A 19372-nucleotide genomic window follows, 5' to 3' on the forward strand; every position below is an offset into this window, starting at 1 on the left:
CCGGCGGACTCTGCTCGGCCTCGGCGAACGCGGAGAGCAGGTCCCATCCGTCGTCGTCGGCGCGGGACTCCTCCGCATGCGATCGCGAGTCAGCGTATTCCACGGGCGCAGAAGGCTCGAGGGGCGGTGGGGCGAACGGGGAGACGGCAGGCGGGGCTGGTGGAGGCGGTGGCGCTGACGCCGCTCTCCCCCCGCCAGCGTCGGAGGCACCGAACACTCCAGCATCGGCTGCCGTGCCACGACGGCGGCGGCCTTCCCGTCCGATCCAGCGCGCTGATCCGAAACCGAGCACCGTCGCCCACACGGGCAGCAGCAGAGCCGCCAGCACCGTCATCCCTCCCCCATACCCGAAGGAGAGTCCGATGCGATGCGCGGCGACGATCATGAGAACCCAGACAGCGACAGCGCCGAACCCCGGGACCACCAGCAGCAGGACCCACCATCCCGGAATGCCTCCCAGAACGAGCAACGCTGCGATGTTCAGGAACGGGACCCACGCTTTCCAACGCGGCTCACCCGACTTCGCGAAGACAGCCCCGAGTGCGAGGGCGCACCAGACGTACAGGGCGATCATCGTCACCGAGACGGGGATCAACAGAATCAGCGCCTGATTCATCGCTGTGCCGTCGGTCATGGCATCCACCCTAGGCCGCAGCCATGCGCGACGACGCGTCCGGTCACCGTAGAGCCATCACTCCCCGACGGCGTCACGAGGATCGAAGGGCGCGTCCAGCGACCGGGCGAGATCGTCGAGCATCGCCGTGATCTGCGGCTCGACGTACTGGCTGACTCCCTGTTGGATGCGCAGTCGATGATGGAGCAGGATCGTGCAGACATCCCGCCCGATCATGTTGGCATAGTCGTCGGCCAGCCCGACCTCTTGGCGCAGCGCCGCCTTCGCCTCGGGGCTCAGGGGCGGAAGCGCCGGAACATCGGCGTCCGCCTCGTCGGCAAGACCCGAGATCGTGAACAGGAACGGAGCACCGGGAACCGGATCAGGGTCCAGCGGCAGACCCTCGAACTCGGGTTCAAGGCCTTCTGCCGGCCGGTAGCTGCGGGCGCGGTTACGGGCAGCCTGCTGATCGAGTTCCGCCTGCAGCATCGGGAGGTTCTGTGCCGTGTAATCGGCAACCGCATGGTCGACGATCGTCTTGATGCGGGTCGACAGGCCGTGCTGCACACCGTGCGGCACATCGGAGCCAAGACCCGCCGCCGACAGGATTGGTGACCCGAAGCACCGTCGACACGGCGCCACCCGCCCGCGGTGGGTCGCGGGTTCCCAGCGCGGAAGCCAGCGCAGCCAGGCATCGACTGCCTGGCTCACCTCCGTCTCGAGCGAGCGCTCCACACCTCTACGGTAGCGCCGGAGCCCTCGTCCGCCGAGGCTCCGTCGCAGACTGCGCGTGTCGAGGCGCTCACTCGTCGTCCTCTCGTTCCCACGGCCACCGGGCGTTTTCATCGGCGCCGCGCACGACTGCCAGAGCCATCGCCGCTGCCAGGATCGCCGCTGCGATCACGACCAGACCCGGCCAAGTGGTTGCTGCGCGCCCGACGGCGGAGAGCGCACGGGCGACATCCCCCGACGCGAACACGGATGCCGCGCCCAGCCCCGCGAGGTAACCGAGGAAGCCGGCAAGGCCGCTCCACAACAGCGTTCCCCAGATGCCTGGGGACAGCATCCGCGCCCAGATCGTCGCCGCCACCGCCGCGAGCGAAGCGCCGACGGCGATGATGCCCGGCGCCTGACCCAGGCCCGGCGTGACGATGACGTCCTCGTCCAGGAGCAGGCTGACGATACCGAACGCTGCGATGAGCACCGCCGCGAACAGCACGGCTCCCGCCGCCGTTGCTGCTGCCCTCCGCGACCGGCTCATGAGCTGGACGCGCTCCGAGCCACCGTCACGGGTGCTCCCACCGCGCCTTAGTACTGGTGCAGCTGCGGACCCGCCTCGAGAGTGCGCTCATACTCACGGCGCGCCTCGACGTTGAGCTCGGTCATCCGCTTGCCGCGCGCGGCAACCCACGAACCGAACCAGATCGTGAGCTCACGGCCGATGATGAAGGCAGCGATAGCCAACGGAGCCAACAGCTGGCCTTCGACCAGCTCTGCGCCCTCCGCGGCCGTGAGGTTCCAGAACGGCGCCTGGAACAGCTGCCCCAGCAGGTGCCCCCCGTAGGCCGCGACCCCGACGATGAGACCGAAGATCACCCACGCCGCCCAGCGGCCGCGGTTGATGATCGCACCAAGCAACCAGAACGCGACGAAGAACACAACGACCGGCACCCACAGGGCCCAGGTCCCCAGCGCCGCAAGCAGCGCGGTGCCGATGCTGCCCACGGTCACGGATCCGTCGATGAGGCCAAGACCGACCCAGACGGCGAGGTAGAGAACTCCGAACGAGAGCGCCGCGAGCAGGCCGATCGCGCCCGCAGCGGCACGGTTGCCGCGAGGACGCGGAGCCTCAGGCGCCTGAACGAAGATCGGCTGCGCACCGTAGGGTCCCACGCCCGGCTCGCTCGCCGTCACCACGGGTGCGACAACGGTGGCCTCGTATGCTTCGGTGGGGGCTGCCGCCTCCGCTGGCGCGGATTCGACAACAACGGGCTCGGCCTCGGGTTCGACGCTCGTCGGCTCTGCCACAGGCTCGACCACGACGGGTTCAACGACCACGGGCTCGGCGGGAGGTGCATCAGCCTCGGGCGTTGCCGACCCAGCGGCTTCGGCATCCGCGAGGCTCTCGCGCGCGCTGCCGACAACGTCATCGACGGGCGGCTCCTCGGCGACGGGCTCGCCGACCGGTTCCTCCACGGGCTCGCCGGGCGTGGGCTTGTCGTCACTCATGCGAAACTCCTCCCGAGGTAGATCCTCGGCTCGCAGAATACCCCGACCCGGGTTCAGATCCGCGGAACGAGGCCGTGCGGATGCCGATATGGATTCTCGGCGACACCGCTGAGCCACCCCCAACTCGCTGACATCACTGCCAGAGATGGATTGCGATGCGGTGGTCGTAGTCCTCCGGGTACCACGCGCTCGAGATGGTCGTCACCCAGAGCGGGCCGTGCACAGCTTGATGTTCGGTGCCGGCATCCGTCGTCGACGAACATTCCAGCGTGCCCTCCGTCGTCGCGCAGGCGAAGCCTTGACCGCGCAGGGAAGCCTCTGCCATCCCCGCGGCATCCGCTGACACAGTCGCAAAGGTCGTGACGACGGCCTGCCCTGCGCTGGTGGTCCACGTGCAGGTCCGGGCTGCGGTGGGCGCCAGGGCCGCGACGAGGTCAGACATCGCCGTTGCCGGTCCCGCCGTGGACTGACTCAGAATCGCATCGGATGTCCAGGTGAGCTCGTTCCACAGGTCGTTCGGGTACAGCTCGCGGCAGTCGGTCTCGGCGACGTCCAGCCCTTCGGCGACGACAGTGTGCGGCGTCGGGGTCGCGGCGAGCATGGTGACGGCGTTGCCCGCTGCACCTCCCGCCCACGCCATAACCAGCGGCATGGCGGGGACGGCGAACCAGACGAGCGCCCCGACAATCGCCAGAGACAGCACCATCGCGGGGACAGCGATGCGGTTGTCGCGACCGGGAACGCGAGCCATGGTGACCTCCGCCAGCAACCGTACGACGCCGACACCGTTCGAGCCGGTCGGAACCGCTCGCGACGCCCGGAAAAGTTGGCGCGAGTGTCGCGAAGCCCGCAAGACGCGACAGTTCCTTTCCGTTTTTTCCACTCAGATGCCAAGGCGCAGTGGCACACGCGGGTCGCGGGGCTGGCACCGGGTCTGGCGGGAGCCGGCGCAGCCGGCGAGGGCATGTCCCCGCGACCCGCGTGTGCCGCGGAGCCGGACATGAAGGACAACTCGGCGGAGGGAAGGACAACTCGGCGGAAAGAGGGACAACTCGGCGGAGGGAAGGACAACTCGGCGGAGGGGGGGTGGGATGCTGGGAACGACGCAGGGCCCCGGGAAAACCCGAGGCCCTGCGTGGGGTGACGACGTGGGTCAGTTGTAGTTGCCCGTGAAGTCGTCGGTCGAGAAGCTGTCGAAGTCGACGAAGCTCAGGTCGGCGTCGCTGTACGCGCCGTCCGAGGCGAAGATGCGGTTGGGGTACCGCTCGCTCTTGGCCTCTTCCGTCGCCTCGACCGCGACGTTGCGATACTTCGCAAGTCCGGTTCCGGCGGGGATGAGCTTTCCGATGATGACGTTCTCCTTGAGGCCGACCAGCGGGTCGCTCTTGCCCTCCATCGCAGCCTGCGTGAGCACGCGGGTCGTCTCCTGGAAGGAGGCGGCCGACAGCCACGACTCGGTAGCGAGCGACGCCTTGGTGATACCCATCAGCTCCGGGCGACCGGATGCCGGGCGCTTGCCCTCGGCGACAGCCTGGCGGTTGATGTCCTGGTAGCGACGGAAGTCGACCAGCTCACCGGGCAGCAGGTTGGTGTCGCCGTGGTCGACGACCGTGACCTTGCGCAGCATCTGGCGCACGATGACCTCGATGTGCTTGTCGTGGATCGGCACACCCTGCGAGCGGTACACGCCCTGCACACCGTTCACGAGGTACTTCTGCACCTCGCGAGCACCCTGGACACGCATGACCTCCTTGGGGTCGAGCGTGCCGACCTGCAGGGGCTGACCGACGGTGACGTGCTGACCGTCTTCGACCAGCAGCGTCGCGCGCTTGAGGACGGGGTACACGACAGCCTCGTCGCCGTTGTCGGGCGTGAGGATGATCTTCTTGGACTTGTCGGTCTCGTCGATCGTGATGCGACCGTCGAACTCGGCGATCGGCGACGCACCCTTGGGGGTACGGGCCTCGAAGAGCTCCTGCACACGGGGCAGACCCTGCGTGATGTCTTCCGCGGAGGCCGAACCACCGGTGTGGAAGGTACGCATCGTCAGCTGGGTTCCGGGCTCACCGATCGACTGGGCAGCGATGATGCCGACTGCCTCACCGATGTCGACGATCTTGCCGGTGGCAAGCGAGCGGCCGTAGCAGGTCGCGCAGACACCGACAGCCGAGTCACAGGTCAGAACCGAACGCACCTTGATGGAGGTGACACCGGCAGCAACCAGCCTGTCGATGAGCACATCGCCCACGTCGTCGCCGGCCTCGGCCACGACATCGCCGTTCTCGCCGATGACGTCCGCAGCGAGGGTCCGCGCGAACACCGAGTTCTCGACGTTCGGGTCGCGGACGAGCTTGCCGTCGCTACCGGGAGCAGCGATCGTGAACTCGAGACCCTTAGACGTGCCGCAGTCCTCTTCACGGATGATGACATCCTGCGAGACATCCACGAGGCGTCGCGTGAGGTAACCCGAGTCGGCGGTACGGAGAGCCGTGTCGGCCAGACCCTTACGGGCACCGTGCGTTGCGATGAAGTACTCAGCCACCGACAGACCCTCGCGGTACGAGGAGATGATCGGACGGGGGATGATCTCACCCTTCGGGTTGTTCACCAGGCCTCGCATACCGGCGATGTTCCGGATCTGCAGCCAGTTACCACGAGCACCCGAGCTGACCATGCGGTTGATGGTGTTGTCTTCGGGGAAGTGGGCGCGCATCGCCTTCTGGACCTCGTCGGTTGCCTCGGTCCAGATCTTGATGAGCTCCTGACGACGCTCGGCGTCGGTGGTGAGACCCTTCTCGAACTGTGCCTGGACCTTCGCGGCCTGCTTCTCGTAGCCGGCGACGATTTCCTTCTTCGACGGCGGCGTGAGGATGTCGCTGAGGGCGACTGTCACACCCGAGCGCGTGGCCCAGTAGAAACCGGCATCCTTGATGCGGTCCAGCGTCGCAGCAACCTCGACCTTGGGGTATTCCTCGGCGAGCTTGTTGACGATCTGGCTGAGCTTGCCCTTGTCGGCCTGCTCGCGCACGAACGGGTATCCCTTGGGCAGCGCGTCGTTGAAGATCGCCTGGCCGAGCGAGGCATCCAGCAGCCCGTGGCGCTCGTAGCCCTCGGGGGCGTCGCCCTCGAGGAACGTGAGGCCGGGGACACGGATGCGGACCTTGGCCTGCAGGTCGAGGGTGCCCTCGTCCTTGGCGAGGATCGCCTCCGACACCGAACCGAACACGCGGCCTTCACCGGTCGCCCCCTCCTTGACCGTGGTCAGGTGGTGGAGGCCAATGATCATGTCCTGCGAAGGCAGGGTCACGGGACGGCCGTCCGAGGGCTTGAGGATGTTGTTCGAGGCGAGCATCAGGATGCGGGCCTCGGCCTGAGCCTCGACCGACAGCGGCAGGTGCACAGCCATCTGGTCACCGTCGAAGTCAGCGTTGAAGGCTGCACACACGAGCGGGTGGAGCTGGATGGCCTTGCCCTCGACGAGCTGCGGCTCGAACGCCTGGATGCCCAGACGGTGCAGGGTGGGTGCACGGTTCAGCAGCACCGGGCGCTCGCGGATGATCTCTTCGAGCACGTCCCAGACCTCGGGACGCGTGCGCTCGACGGCACGCTTGGCGGCCTTGATGTTCTGCGAGTGACCGAGGTCGATGAGGCGCTTGATCACGAACGGCTTGAACAGCTCGAGGGCCATCTGCTTGGGAAGACCACACTGGTGCAGCTGCAGACGGGGACCGACGACGATGACCGAACGGCCCGAGTAGTCCACGCGCTTACCGAGCAGGTTCTGACGGAACCGACCCTGCTTACCCTTCAGCATGTCGCTGAGGGACTTCAGGGCACGGTTGCCGGTGCCGGTGACGGGGCGACCACGACGACCGTTGTCGAACAGGGCGTCGACGGCTTCCTGCAGCATCCGCTTCTCGTTGTTGACGATGATCTCGGGGGCACCGAGGTCGATCAGGCGACGGAGACGGTTGTTGCGGTTGATGACGCGGCGGTACAGGTCGTTCAGGTCGGAGGTCGCGAAGCGGCCACCGTCCAGCTGCACCATGGGGCGAAGCTCCGGCGGGATGACCGGAACGACGTCGAGCACCATGGATGCCGGGCTCATGCCGGTCTGCAGGAACGAGTTGACGACCTTCAGGCGCTTGATCGCACGGATCTTGCGCTGGCCCTTGCCCTCGGCGATCTGCAGGTGCAGGCTCTCGGCCTCGGCTGCCAGGTCGAAGGCAGCAAGACGCCGCTGGATCGACTCGGCACCCATGTGGGCTTCGAAGTACTGACCGAACCGGTCCTGCAGCTCCTGGAAGATCTCGTCTTCAGCCTTGAGCGAGCCGACCTCGAGCGTGCGGAACTCTTCCCACACGCGCTCAAGCTTGGCGATCTGGTCGTCGGCCTGCTTCCGGGCCTGCGACATGTCCTTCTCGGCGGCGTCCTTGACCTTCTTCTTCTGGTCGGACTTCGCACCCTCGGCCTCGAGCGCGGCGAGCTCCTCCTCCAACTTCTGGAGGCGAGCGGCGATCCGCGCATCGCGACGGTCGGCGAGCGTCTTCAGCTCGAGACGGATGTTGTTCTCCTGCGTCGCGAGGTCGCGGTGACGAGCATCCTCGTCGACCGAGATCACCATGTACGCGGCGAAGTAGATGACCTTCTCGAGGTCCTTCGGCGCCATGTCGAGCAGGTAGCCCAGGCGCGAGGGAACGCCCTTGAAGTACCAGATGTGCGTGACGGGAGCGGCGAGCTCAATGTGGCCCATGCGCTCGCGCCGCACGGAGGACTTGGTGACCTCCACGCCGCAGCGCTCACAGACGATGCCCTTGAAGCGCACGCGCTTGTACTTGCCACACGCACACTCCCAGTCGCGCGAGGGGCCGAAGATCTGCTCACCGAACAGACCGTCCTTCTCGGGCTTCAGGGTGCGGTAGTTGATGGTTTCGGGCTTCTTGACCTCACCGAAGGACCAGCGACGGATGTCGTCAGCGGTGGCCAGGCCGATGCGAAGCTGATCGAAAGTTGTTGATTCGAGCACGAGTTCTCAGTTCTCCTGTATCGGAATTCTGTGTTGCCTGGCCGGGTCAGATCTCGTCGATCGACGAGGACTCGAAGCGGCTGGAGATGTTGATGCCGAGCTCCTCGGCAGCACGGAAGGCGTCGTCGTCGGTGTCGCGGAGGTTGACCGCGGTGCCGTCGGCCGAGAGGACCTCGACGTTCAGGCAGAGCGACTGCATTTCCTTCATGAGGACCTTGAACGACTCGGGGATGCCGGGCTCCTGGATGTTCTCGCCCTTGACGATCGCCTCGTACACCTTGACGCGGCCGAGGATGTCGTCGGACTTGATCGTGAGGAGCTCCTGGAGCGCGTACGCGGCGCCGTAGGCCTCGAGGGCCCACACCTCCATCTCACCGAAACGCTGGCCACCGAACTGCGCCTTGCCACCCAGCGGCTGCTGCGTGATCATCGAGTACGGACCGGTGGAGCGTGCGTGGATCTTGTCGTCGACGAGGTGGTGCAGCTTCAGGATGTACATGTAGCCGACCGAGATCGGAGCCGGGAACGGCTCACCCGAACGTCCGTCGAACAGCTGCGTCTTACCCGTCGAGTCGATCAGGCGGATGCCGTCCCGGTTGGGCAGTGTCGAGTCGAGCAGGCCTGCCAGCTCGGACTCGTAGGCACCGTCGAACACGGGGGTCGCGACCTTCGTGCCGGGAGCTGCCTCGCGAGCGATCTCGGGCAGACGCGCTGCCCACTCGGGGTTGCCCTCGATCTTCCAGCCCTGCTTGGCGATCCATCCCAGGTGAAGCTCCAGCACCTGGCCGAAGTTCATGCGGCCGGGGATACCGAGCGGGTTCAGGATGATGTCCACCGGCGTGCCGTCCGCGAGGAACGGCATGTCTTCGACGGGGAGGATTTTCGCGATGACGCCCTTGTTGCCGTGACGGCCGGCGAGCTTGTCACCCTCGGTGATCTTGCGCTTCTGGGCGATGTAGACCACGACGCGGCGGTTCACACCCGAGCCGAGCTCGTCGTCACCGTCTTCGGCGTTGAACTCCTTGACGGCGATGATCGTGCCCTGCTCACCGTGGGGAACCTTCAGCGACGTGTCGCGAACCTCGCGGCTCTTCTCGTTGAAGATCGCGCGAAGCAGTCGCTCCTCGGCCGACAGCTCGGTCTCACCCTTGGGCGTGACCTTGCCGACGAGGATGTCGCCGGGACGAACCTCGGCGCCGATGCGGATGATGCCGCGCTCGTCGAGGTCCTTCAGCAGGTCGGGGCTGACGTTGGGGAGATCACGGGTGATCTCCTCCTTGCCGAGCTTCGTGTCACGGGCGTCGACCTCGTACTCCTCGATGTGGATCGACGAGAGGGTGTCATCCTTCACCAGGTCCTGGCTCAGGATGATGGCGTCCTCGAAGTTGTGGCCTTCCCAGGTCATGAACGCGACGAGGAGGTTCTTTCCGAGGGCCAGCTCACCGTTCTCGGTGGCAGGACCGTCGGCGATGACCTCGCCGGCCTCGATCCGCTCACCAGCCGAGACGATGACGCGCTGGTTGTAGGACGTGCCCTGGTTCGAGCGGTCGAACTTGCGCAGGAAGTACTCGTCGATCCCGCCCTCGTCGGTCTGGACGGCGACGACGTCCGCCGAGACCTCGATGACGACACCGGAGCGCTTGGCGGTGACCACGTCACCGGCGTCGATCGCGGCGAAGCCCTCCATACCGGTTCCGACGACGGGCGAGTCGCTGCGCAGCAGCGGCACAGCCTGACGCTGCATGTTCGCACCCATGAGGGCGCGGTTGGCGTCGTCGTGCTCGAGGAACGGGATGAGCGAGGTCGCCACCGACACCATCTGGCGCGGCGAGACATCCATGTAGCCGATGTCTTCGGCGGGAACGAGCTCCACCTCGCCGCCCTTCGAACGGGCGAGCACGCGGGTCTCTTCGAAGTGACCGTCGGCCTTCAGCGGCGCGTTGGCCTGGGCGACGATGTAGTCGTCCTCCTCGGCGGCGGTGAGGTAGTCGATCTGATCGGTGACCCGGCCGTCGATGACCTTGCGGTACGGCGTCTCGATGAAACCGAAGGCGTTGATCCGCGCGAACGATGCGAGCGAACCGATCAGACCGATGTTCGGGCCTTCCGGCGTCTCGATCGGGCACATGCGGCCGTAGTGCGACGGGTGAACGTCACGGACCTCGACGCCGGCGCGCTCACGCGACAGACCACCGGGTCCGAGCGCCGAGAGGCGACGCTTGTGGGTCAGCCCCGCGAGCGGGTTGTTCTGGTCCATGAACTGCGACAGCTGCGAGGTTCCGAAGAACTCCTTGATCGCGGCAACGACCGGGCGCACGTTGATCAGGGTCTGCGGGGTGATCGCCTCGATGTCCTGCGTCGTCATGCGCTCGCGAACGACACGCTCCATGCGCGACAGACCCGTGCGGACCTGATTCTGGATGAGCTCGCCGACGGCGCGGATGCGGCGGTTGCCGAAGTTGTCGATGTCATCGACATCCAGGCGGATGGTCGCCGGCTTGCCGCCGCGAACGCCCTCGAAGCTCGCATCGCCGCGGTGGAGGCGAACGAGGTACTTGATCGTCGCGACGATGTCGTCGACGGTGAGCACCGAGTCGCTGAGCGGGCCCGACAGGCCGAGCTTCTGGTTGATCTTGTAGCGACCGACCTTGGCGAGGTCGTAGCGCTTGGCGTTGAAGTAGAAGTTGTCCAGCAGCGCACGGGCGGCCTCAGCGGCTACCTGCTCGCCCGGACGGAGCTTGCGGTAGATGTCGCGGAGGGCGTCTTCCTTCGTGAGGATCGTGTCCTTGGACAGGGTCTCTTCGATGGATTCGAAACCGGCGAACTCCTCGAGGATCTGCTCGCTGGTCAGGCCCAGGGCCTTCAGGAAAACGGTGACCGACTGCTTGCGCTTGCGGTCGATGCGCACACCGACCTGGTCGCGCTTGTCGATTTCGAACTCGAGCCAGGCGCCGCGGCTCGGGATGATGCGCGCCGAGACGATGTCCTTGTCGGAGGTCTTGTCAGGAGTCTTGTCGAAGTAGACACCGGGCGAACGCACGAGCTGGGAGACGACGACACGCTCGGTGCCGTTGATGATGAACGTTCCCTTGTCGGTCTGCAGGGGGAAGTCGCCCATGAAGACCGTCTGGGTCTTGATCTCACCGGTCTGGTGGTTCATGAACTCGGCCTCGACGTACAGCGGAGCGGCGTAGGTCTTGCCACGCTCCTTGCACTCTTCGATCGAGTACTTCTCGGGCTCGAGGTAGGGGTTGGTGAACGAGAGCTGCATCGTCTCGCTGAGGTCCTCGATCGGCGAGATCTCTTCGAAGATCTCCTCGAGGCCGCTCTTGACCGAGATGTCGGTGCGGCCGGCTGCCTGCGCTTCGGCGAGGCGGGCCTTCCAGGTTTCGTTTCCGACGAGCCAATCGAAGGACTCGGTCTGCAGCGCCAGCAGGTCGGGGACCGTCAGCGTGTCGGAGATTTTGGCGAACGAGAGGCGGGATGCTCCGCGGCCGTTCTTCGGGGATGTGGTGGTGGTTGCGTTGCGCGCAGCAGCCAAGGGGATTACCTCCGTGGGCCCGGGCGGGGCACTATCCTTGTCGTCAGGTGAAGCGTTCGGTCCTCCCCGAAAACCAGCGCGTCTCGCACCGCATCGAGCGGGGACACGCAGGCACAGCCGACCACCATATGAGGGCAGGGGGAATCCAAGAGCGCAACCACCAACTATACGCGTTCCGGCACGCCGTGTCCAGCGGGATTCTTGACGAGTCGAAATTCGTGCGGTATAACCAGCGATCTCAGTGCTGTGTCGCGTGTATGAAGCGGATCGTGGCGCCCGGCCCCGCCTGTGCGAGCAGGTCGAGATCGGCATCCAGAACCGTGGCGATCACCGGGTAGCCGCCGGTCACGGGACCGTCGGCCAGCAGGATCGTGGGAGAGCCCGACGGTGGCACCTGGATCGCCCCCGGAACCATCCCCTCGCTCGGCAACTCCCCGGCATCCGTGCGATCCAGCCGCGGCCCCTCCAGCCGCATCCCGACCCGGTCGGCAGCAGCGCCGACAGTCCACGTCGCTTCGAACAGCGCGGTTCCCGACGCCGGAGTGAAGGCATCCTCGCGGGGTCCGGGCACGAGGCGGACGACCAGATCGGCCGGCGGGGGACTCCAGGGCGCCAGATCGGATGCCGGGATCTCGTCGACCGCGAGCGCCCCGCCGGAGAGGACTGCGTCGGCGCGGAGGGGTTCTGGCCCGAGGCCGGCGAGGGTGTCGGTAGCGGCCGAGCCCAGGACGCGCCGGGCCTCGATGCCGCCGCGAACGGCGAGGTACGCGCGAACGCCGGCCGTGAACCACCCCTTCCGCAGGCGCTCACCGCGCCGCCACAGCTGCGCCGCGCCGTGGTCGATGCCGCGTCCGTCGATGGTGAGCTCGCCCCACGCGCCGGCCACGGCGATCCACACGTCAGCGAGCGCGGTGGCTTCGAATCCGCCCGCCGTGATCTCCAGGCCCGCCGCGCCCTCGGGGTTCCCGACGAGGCGATTGGCGGTGCGCAGGGCCGCGCGGTCGAGGGCGCCAGAGACGGAGACGCCCAGCGACCCGTGTCCCGGGCGCCCGGCATCCTGGACCGTCGCGAGCAGCCCCGGCGCCTCGACCCGCAGCACGGGACCACTGCCGGCATCCGCCTCCACTCCGCCTCGCGCGTGTGCGGCGGTTTCGTGCGAGTGCTGCGCATTTGTGCGCAGCGGACGCACGAAACCGCCGCGCTCGAGGGAGGGGCCGGACGCGGGGAGGTCGGCGACCTCGCGGAATCGAACGCGCATGCCGGGGCGTAGGAGCGCGGGGGATGCGGCATCCGGGTCGAACAGCGGGGCGGAGGTGGTGCCGATCAGCCGCCATCCGCCCGGCGTCGATCGCGGGTAGGCACCCGAGAAGCTCCCGGCAAGTCCCACCGAGCCTGCCGGGACCCGCGTACGCGGCGACGCGAGGCGAGGCACGTCGAAGGGCCAGTCCTCGCTCACGAGATACCCGAAGCCAGGCGCGAACCCCGTGAAGGCGACCGTCCAGGTGGCCGCCAGATGAGCAGAGACGAGGTCAGCGGAGTGGATGCCGAGGAAGGCCGCGGTCTTGTCGAGGTCGGGTCCGTCATACCGGATGCCGATCTCGACATCCGTGTTCCCGTCCACGGCCGCACGCGCCGGTACGTCAGTCACCGCGAGGGCATCGGCGAGACTCTTCTCGATCCAGGCGCGCACGACCGAGGTGGCTACCTCGCGCGGTGCGAACCGCACGAGGACGGTGCGCGCGGCAGGGACGAGATCCACGACGCCCGCGGGCTGTGAACTGGAGAGTCGCTCGCGGAGCGAGATGACGACCCGCAGCGCCTCGGCGGGGCTGATGCTCTCGGGCACCTCAGCGAGCAGACCCGTGTCGCCGAAGACTCGGACCCCGGCGCTGCTCACCACGGCGCTCGCACTGATATTGACGCAGCATCCAGGGCCGCCCGCACCGCACGAGCCGCCGCAACCGACCCTGGCGAGTCGCCGTGCAGGCAGAGGGAGGCAGCGCTCACCGCGATACTCGTGCCGTCAACGGCGACGACGGTGCCCTGGCGTGCCAGGCGGACGGCCCGGATCGCGGCGGCATCAGGATTCTCGAGAACCGCGCCGGGCTCGCCGCGGGGGACGAGCTCTCCGCTCGGCGTGTAGCCGCGGTCGAGAAACGCTTCAGCTACGACCTCCAGACCGTGCTCTCGCGCCGCCTCGGAGATCTCGCCCGGCATAGCGAGGATCGGCAGTCTTCGGCCCAGCCGACCCGACAGATCTGCCACAGCGGCGGCGAGCGCCGCCGCGTGCGCGGCATCCGTGCGAACAGCGTGATACAGCGCACCGTGGGGTTTGACATACCGGATGTCGGCGCCGACGTCCGCGAGAGCATCCAGCTGCGCAGACACGGTGCCGCGAAGCTCGGCCGTCGCCATCGCGAGCGGCAGCCTGCCGAATCCGGGCCTGTCGGGGTAGGAGGGGTGAGCGCCGATCACCACCCCGAACCGGGCAGCCCGTTCGACAGCCTCAACCATGGAGTCCGGGTCTCCGGCGTGACCACCGCAGGCGATGTTTGCGCTGGAGATGACGGCGAAAAGCGCCTCGTCGTCAGCGGTAGGCACCCCGTCGACCGTTTCGCCGAGGTCGGCGTTCAGGTCGATGGTCGTCATGCGACCACGGTACGCCCGGTCTACGGTGGATGCGTGGCCCGAGCGCACGTCGAAGCCCCGCCGCCGCAGGTGCGGCTGTCGGACGGATCCGTGGCGCGCATCGTCCCGTCGGCATTCGCAAGCGGATGGGAACTCGAGGTCGGCGGCACCCCGCAGTCCCATGTCGACCTCGCCGATCCCACCCACCTGCACTTCGAGTACGTCGCACGGATGGGCGTCGTCATCGATCAGCTCGGAGAGCCGGGCGAGCCGCTCACCGCCATTCATCTGGGGGCCGGCGCCTATACGCTCCCCCGGTACGTCGAAGCGACCCGACCGGGGTCCCGGCAGCAGGTCATCGAACTCGAACCGGCTCTGGTTTCGCTCGTCCGCGAACATCTGCCGCTGCCGTCCAGTTCACGCGCCGGCGGCTCGATCCGCACGCGGACCGGAGATGCCCGGGCCGTGCTGGAACGGCTGCCGGCGGGCATTCGCGGTCAGGCCGACCTGGTGATCTCAGACATCTTCCACGGCGCGCGGACGCCGGCTCACGTCACGAGTCTCGAGTTCTACTGCCTCGTTGCGCGCTACCTCACGGAGACTGGCGTGCTGCTGGTCAACGTCGCCGACGGCGCGGGGCTCGCCTTTGCGCGGCGCCAAGCCGCCACCGTCCGCAGCGAACTCCCGCACGTCGCGCTGCTGGCCGAAGTGCAAGTCTTGAAGGGCAGGCGGTTCGGGAACATCGTGATCGCGGCATCCCGGACCCCGCTTCCCACCGCGTGGCTCCCGCGGCTGATGGCTGCAGGACCGCATCCGGCGAAGGTGGCGCAGGGCGCAGAGATCGACGCGTTCGTCGCAGGTTCGCGCCCTGTCACGGATGCCGACGCCGCGCCGTCGCCAGCGCCCTCGGCGACGCTGTTCGAGCGCTGACGGCGTGGGAAGCCGGCGCGATTCGCCGACGCCGTCACAATGAGAGCGCACCGCGTATGGGGCGAGGTGCGGCAAGGATGCGGAATCGGGCGGCCTGACCGCGGCGATCACCGCTCTGCGGGAAGGAGCGCGAGTGAGCTATATCCACGGCTACGACCCCGTCACGCTGCGCGAAGTAGTCAACCCCCGCGACTGCCGCGACCGCCTCGACGAACTCGGCGACCAGCGCTCGCTCCCCGCCCTGCTCGAGCGGGTGTGGCTTCTGAAGGTTCTGGACCGCCTCGACGACGCGCTCGAGATCGCCGACCAGACGGTGCGCACGGCCCGGATGGCGGGAACGCGCAAGGATCTGCTGCGCGCACGCATCCTGCACGCGACAGTGCTGCAGTTTCGCGGCTCGCTCGCTGCCGCCGCGCAAGAGCTCACCACCTGCGCCGTCGAGGCCGAGGGGGCAGGCTGGGCATCGATCGCCGCATTCGCGTACCAGCACCGCGGCAAAGTGCACTACGACGCGGGAGACTTCGACGCAGCTCGCGCTGACTTCAAGCGCGCACTCTTCGCTCGCCAGAGCACGTCAGCCCCCGACGACCAGCTCGAGTCGACTCTTCTCGCGATCGACGCCGCCGAGCGCCGGCGGGCCGAGGCCGGCGCGGCAGTCGCCAGCTGACCGGCCGGTGTCTGAGGCCCGACTTACGCTGTCGTCATGTCCGAGTTGCACCGCGTTCGCCACTGGGCCGAGGCCCTGCTCTCGGTGCACCTGAGCCCGGAGTGGTCGTTCGGTTTCGACAACGCGAAGCGGCGCGCGGGCCTCTGTGACTTCACCCGCAAGCGCATCACGGTGTCCCGGTATCTCGCGGCCCGCCACGATGATGACACCAACCACCAGACGCTGCTGCACGAGGTGGCGCACGCCCTCGCCGGCGCGGCAGCAGGCCATGGGCCGCGCTGGAAAGCGATCGCGCGAGACCTCGGCTATGTGGGCGGGACCACGCACCACGGCGAGACAGCGACAGAACTCGCGCCCTGGGTCGGCGTGTGCCCCGCCGGTCACGTCGCCTACCGGCATCGCCGCGCGAGCCGGCAGACCTCCTGCGCCCGCTGCGCACCCCGCTTCGACGAGCGCTACCTGCTCACGTGGACCAGGCGCGAGATCACGGCGTCCACGCGCCTGGCGGCGATGACCCCGCGCTGACGGCGGGGCTGCCGCCGGCGCCGCAACGCCCGAGCCCGCCTCCCACAGGTTACGGAAGGCGGGCTCGGGCTGAGAGCGCGATTCGTTAGCTCACCGTGCGGCGCCGACGCACGAGCCACAGCCCGCCGCCCACCAGGGCCGCAGCGAACGCGGCTAGCGCGACCGACACACCGATGAGGCCGCCGGTCGAGGCGAGGTCGCCGACCTGCGAGGATCCACCAGGGGCCGCGCCGGGGTCGGCCGGGTTCGCCGGCGTCGCGGTAGCTACCGTGACCGACTGCCAACCGAGGAGCGTGCCGTCGGCGGCGTAGACCGCAACCCGGTGTGCTCCAAGCGGCACACTCGAGGGCGTCACCATCGTGATGCGCGCGGCGCCCGACACCGTCGCCGACCCCAGCGCCGTGGGCTCGGAGAAGGCGAACACGTACACCGCGTCTCCCTCGTGACCGGCCGGCAGGGTGATCGTCACGGTGTCTCCCGGCGCGAACGGGTTCGGGGCGACGGTGATGGCGTTCTCGAGGTCAGCAGTCAGCTCGCTGTCCGACGGGCGCCACTGATCGGTGACGCCGACCAGATAGACGACCTCCTGAGCGGCACCGTCGCGTGTTCCGAAGCTCGGAGTGATCGTCAACGGATGCGCGCCGGGACCGCCGACGGGCGTCGAGAGGGTCACCGTCCACGATCCGTCCTCGCCGACCTCGGCGCTACCGAGGGTGCCGTCCGCGTCCGCGATGCGCACGCCGGAGCCGGGCAGGCCCGTTCCCGTGACCTCGGTGAGCTGTTGGTCGGGGGCGTAGACAGCGCCGAAATCGGTCGTCACCGCAAAGGAATCGGCGATGTTCACTCGGTTGTCGAGGAACTGCGAGGTGGTGAGCGCGTGATCGACGATGCGGGTCTCACCGACGCATCCGTACCAGCCGTGATCGGGCTCGGTCTCCCAGGTGGAGGTGCCGATGATCCATGGCATGAAGTCAGCTGCCATCATCCCGCCAACCGACGACGCGTTGCGCAGAACCGGAACGCCATCGACGTACATGATCGCGGTGTCGGCTGCCGGATCGTTCACGATGGCTACGTGGTGCCACGCACCGGGTATGCGAGGACCTCCTGCGCGGTGATCGCCGACGCGGTGTCACCGATCTCGAAGATGGCTGCGGCAGCCGGTGTGTCATCGGGATTGGTCAGCTGAGCCTGCTCGGAGCCGATCACGAGCACCTTGCCTGCGGCATGGACGTTCTCGATGAGAAGCGTCTCGGCGGGGCCGACGAGCTGATTTCCGTCTTCAGCGGTAGCGACAGCGGGAACGAGGAGAGCGCACCCGAGCGCGAGTGCAGCACAGGCTGCAGCAGCGCTCCGAGTGACGCGTCGATCGACGGTCATGAACGGAGGATTCCTTTCCACGACGGCACCGGGCGATACCGACGGGGGACGAACCTAACCGCGAAGGATGACAGAAGTTATCGCTAACATGGCCGCGACGTGAACGCGACTCAACGCCTCGCGAAACCCGCGTGTCGTTCGGTTTCGCCTCTCTCGGCGACGCAGTTCACCGAGCCGCGTCGACCTCGGCCGCGGCCAAAACCGCGTCGCGCCGACCCTCTTCGAGCCAGCACTGGCCGGTGACGCTGGCGGTGAGCAGGTGGCGAAGCGCGGGGCGCAGTCCCCGGAACGCCTCACAAGCGGCAGCAGCCTCGGGAGACGAATGATCGATCCCTCGCGCAGCGAGTGCGTCGATCACGGCCCCCGCCCCGAAGAGGTCCTCCACCGCGAACCTCAGTGCACCAGAACTGGCGTCGGTTTGCCCGACCGCGATCGCCGCAATACTCGTGCGCGCCGCCCGACGGTGCTGTTCTGCGACGGCAGCGTCGGCTGCGGCGCTCGCTGTGCGCAGGTCAGCGCGGATCACGACGGCGCCGCGATCGGCGGCTCGTGAGGCGAGGAGCTCGGCATCCGTGCCCGAAGCCAGCACGTCGACCACGATCGTGATCTCGGCCGGCGCGACCCGGTCGAGGCCGGCAAGACCCCAATCGAAACGCACCTGGTACCGGGACTGTTCTTCGCGAGGCGCGGGCTCGACTGTCGGCATCCGTCCAGCGTAGGGCGAGACCGGATGCGAGACTTGCCGCATGCGCGTGCTCAGCAAGTTCACGATCGATTGCGACGCCGACGCCGCCTGGCGCGCTCTGCACTCACCGCGGGTACTCGCCGAGGTGTACGGACCGTTCCTCGACATGCAGCCGCTGGAAGCGATCCCGACGCAGTGGGAGCACGGCCAGAATGCCGCAGTCGGGCTCAGCGTCGCCGGGCTTATCCCGGTCGGCCGTCAGCTCATCTCGATCACGGATGCCGAACGTGAGGTAGGCGGGGTGCGCGTGCGGATCATCCGTGACTCCGGGATGCCGCTGACCGGCCCACTCGCGGTCCTCGACGTCTGGGACCACCAGATGGCGGTGTCTCCCCTTCCGGATGGCCGCACCCTGTGGCGAGAGCGCCTCGTGATCGGTGGCGCTGCTGCGCCCGCGCTGTGGCCGGGCCTCTGGGCGGTCTGGCAGTGGCGGGCAGCCCGCATCCGTCAGATCGCGCCGTCGTGGGCGCACGATCCGGATGCCGTGACGGCCGAGTCAGGAGAAGCCGACGCGGTCGCCACGGCCTGACCTCCGAACCGGCTACTCGCTCAGCGCCGCCACCGGCGCGACGCGGGTTGCCAGGCGCGTGGGGGTGACTGACGCAACGACGGTGAGGATCGCCGTCGCCGCCACGATCACCAGCAGCGGAACCATCGGGACCGCGGGGTAGACGATGCCGGCCTGGATGATCCCGTCCGGGTTCGTGGGAACGCTGCCGAGGAGGGACTGCGCTCCGGCCCAGCCGTAGGCGATGCCGAGGAGAACGCCCAGGACTGTCGCGGTCACCGTCACGTGCAGAGCCTCCAACAGCACCATCCGGCGGATCTGCGCGATCGAGACGCCGAGGGCGCGGAGGAGGCCCAGTTCCCGGGTGCGCTGGATGACGCCGAGGGTCAGCAGGTTCACGAGCCCGACGCCCGCGATCACCGCCGAGATCGCAACCAGTCCCATCATGATTGCCGCGAACGTGTCCATGATGCTCGCGAGCTCAGGATCGAGCTCGCCCCCCGCGTTGGCCGTGAGCACTGCCTTCACCGACTCGATAGCCACGGCGAACATCGTCACGAGCGTCACGCCGATGACGATG

General features: G+C 67.8%; 17 protein-coding genes. 4 read left to right on the plus strand and 13 right to left on the minus strand.

Going from position 1 to position 19372, the window contains the following annotated elements; translation table 11 throughout:
• The 9 genes from B3587_RS04760 to B3587_RS04800 form a co-directional block, all read right to left on the minus strand.
• Positions 1-634, minus strand: a 634-nt coding sequence (locus B3587_RS04760) for a DUF5684 domain-containing protein (RefSeq protein WP_292726848.1), incomplete at its 3' end; no start/stop codon positions are given.
• 57 nt (positions 635-691) lie between these two features.
• Positions 692-1348: a spermidine/putrescine ABC transporter substrate-binding protein gene (locus B3587_RS04765; RefSeq protein WP_228177330.1), complete on the minus strand. Its 657-nt coding sequence runs from the start codon at positions 1346-1348 to the stop codon at positions 692-694.
• A 67-nt stretch (positions 1349-1415) separates the two neighbouring features.
• The gene (locus tag B3587_RS04770) at positions 1416-1874 is read right to left on the minus strand and encodes a hypothetical protein (protein WP_228177331.1); all 459 of its coding nucleotides are present in this window, start codon (positions 1872-1874) and stop codon (positions 1416-1418) included.
• A gap of 47 nt (positions 1875-1921) precedes the next feature.
• On the minus strand, positions 1922-2842 hold the full coding sequence (locus B3587_RS04775; RefSeq protein ID WP_228177332.1) for an ABC transporter: 921 nt from the start codon (positions 2840-2842) through the stop codon (positions 1922-1924).
• Positions 2843-2975: 133 nt separating this feature from the next.
• Positions 2976-3593: a hypothetical protein gene (locus B3587_RS04780; RefSeq protein ID WP_228177333.1), complete on the minus strand. Its 618-nt coding sequence runs from the start codon at positions 3591-3593 to the stop codon at positions 2976-2978.
• Positions 3594-3995: 402 nt separating this feature from the next.
• Positions 3996-7868: a DNA-directed RNA polymerase subunit beta' gene (gene rpoC, locus B3587_RS04785; protein ID WP_292726849.1), complete on the minus strand. Its 3873-nt coding sequence runs from the start codon at positions 7866-7868 to the stop codon at positions 3996-3998.
• A 46-nt stretch (positions 7869-7914) separates the two neighbouring features.
• Positions 7915-11409 (minus strand): DNA-directed RNA polymerase subunit beta, encoded by a 3495-nt coding sequence (locus B3587_RS04790; protein WP_292726850.1) that lies wholly within the window; start codon positions 11407-11409, stop codon positions 7915-7917.
• Positions 11410-11647: 238 nt separating this feature from the next.
• The gene (locus tag B3587_RS04795; RefSeq protein ID WP_228177336.1) at positions 11648-13306 is read right to left on the minus strand and encodes an urea amidolyase family protein; all 1659 of its coding nucleotides are present in this window, start codon (positions 13304-13306) and stop codon (positions 11648-11650) included.
• On the minus strand, positions 13303-14058 hold the full coding sequence (locus B3587_RS04800) for a 5-oxoprolinase subunit PxpA (RefSeq protein ID WP_292726851.1): 756 nt from the start codon (positions 14056-14058) through the stop codon (positions 13303-13305). The genes B3587_RS04795 and B3587_RS04800 overlap by 4 nt, the downstream gene beginning before the upstream one ends.
• A 33-nt stretch (positions 14059-14091) precedes the next feature.
• Here B3587_RS04800 and B3587_RS04805 point away from each other — a divergent pair, with 33 nt between their 5' ends.
• The 3 genes from B3587_RS04805 to B3587_RS04815 all read left to right on the plus strand — a co-directional run bounded on the left by B3587_RS04805 (position 14092) and on the right by B3587_RS04815 (position 16159).
• Entirely contained in the window at positions 14092-14967 is an 876-nt protein-coding gene (locus B3587_RS04805) for a spermidine synthase (protein WP_292726852.1), read from the plus strand.
• Positions 14968-15100: 133 nt separating this feature from the next.
• Positions 15101-15634, plus strand: a complete 534-nt coding sequence (locus B3587_RS04810; RefSeq protein WP_228177339.1) for a tetratricopeptide repeat protein — start codon at positions 15101-15103, stop codon at positions 15632-15634.
• Positions 15635-15670: 36 nt separating this feature from the next.
• The gene (locus B3587_RS04815) at positions 15671-16159 is read left to right on the plus strand and encodes a SprT-like domain-containing protein (protein WP_228177340.1); all 489 of its coding nucleotides are present in this window, start codon (positions 15671-15673) and stop codon (positions 16157-16159) included.
• Between the two features lie 85 nt (positions 16160-16244).
• On the opposite strand, the gene B3587_RS04820 is transcribed toward B3587_RS04815, so the two are convergent.
• From B3587_RS04820 to B3587_RS04830, 3 genes are all read right to left on the minus strand, one after another.
• Positions 16245-17225: an Ig-like domain-containing protein gene (locus tag B3587_RS04820; RefSeq protein ID WP_292726853.1), complete on the minus strand. Its 981-nt coding sequence runs from the start codon at positions 17223-17225 to the stop codon at positions 16245-16247.
• Between the two features lie 5 nt (positions 17226-17230).
• Complete coding sequence (locus B3587_RS04825) at positions 17231-17539, minus strand: hypothetical protein (RefSeq protein ID WP_292726854.1); 309 nt, start codon at positions 17537-17539, stop codon at positions 17231-17233.
• Positions 17540-17705: 166 nt separating this feature from the next.
• On the minus strand, positions 17706-18245 hold the full coding sequence (locus tag B3587_RS04830; RefSeq protein WP_292726855.1) for a phosphosulfolactate phosphohydrolase: 540 nt from the start codon (positions 18243-18245) through the stop codon (positions 17706-17708).
• Positions 18246-18285: 40 nt separating this feature from the next.
• On the opposite strand from B3587_RS04830, the gene B3587_RS04835 reads away from it, so the two are divergent.
• Entirely contained in the window at positions 18286-18813 is a 528-nt protein-coding gene (locus B3587_RS04835; RefSeq protein WP_292726856.1) for a hypothetical protein, read from the plus strand.
• A gap of 12 nt (positions 18814-18825) precedes the next feature.
• Here the strand turns inward: B3587_RS04835 and B3587_RS04840 are convergent.
• On the minus strand, positions 18826-19372 hold a 547-nt coding region (locus B3587_RS04840; protein WP_292726857.1), incomplete at its 5' end, for an ABC transporter permease.

Origin of the sequence: Microbacterium sp. UBA837, assembly GCF_002296025.1 — a bacterium.
Lineage (GTDB): Bacteria > Actinomycetota > Actinomycetes > Actinomycetales > Microbacteriaceae > Microbacterium.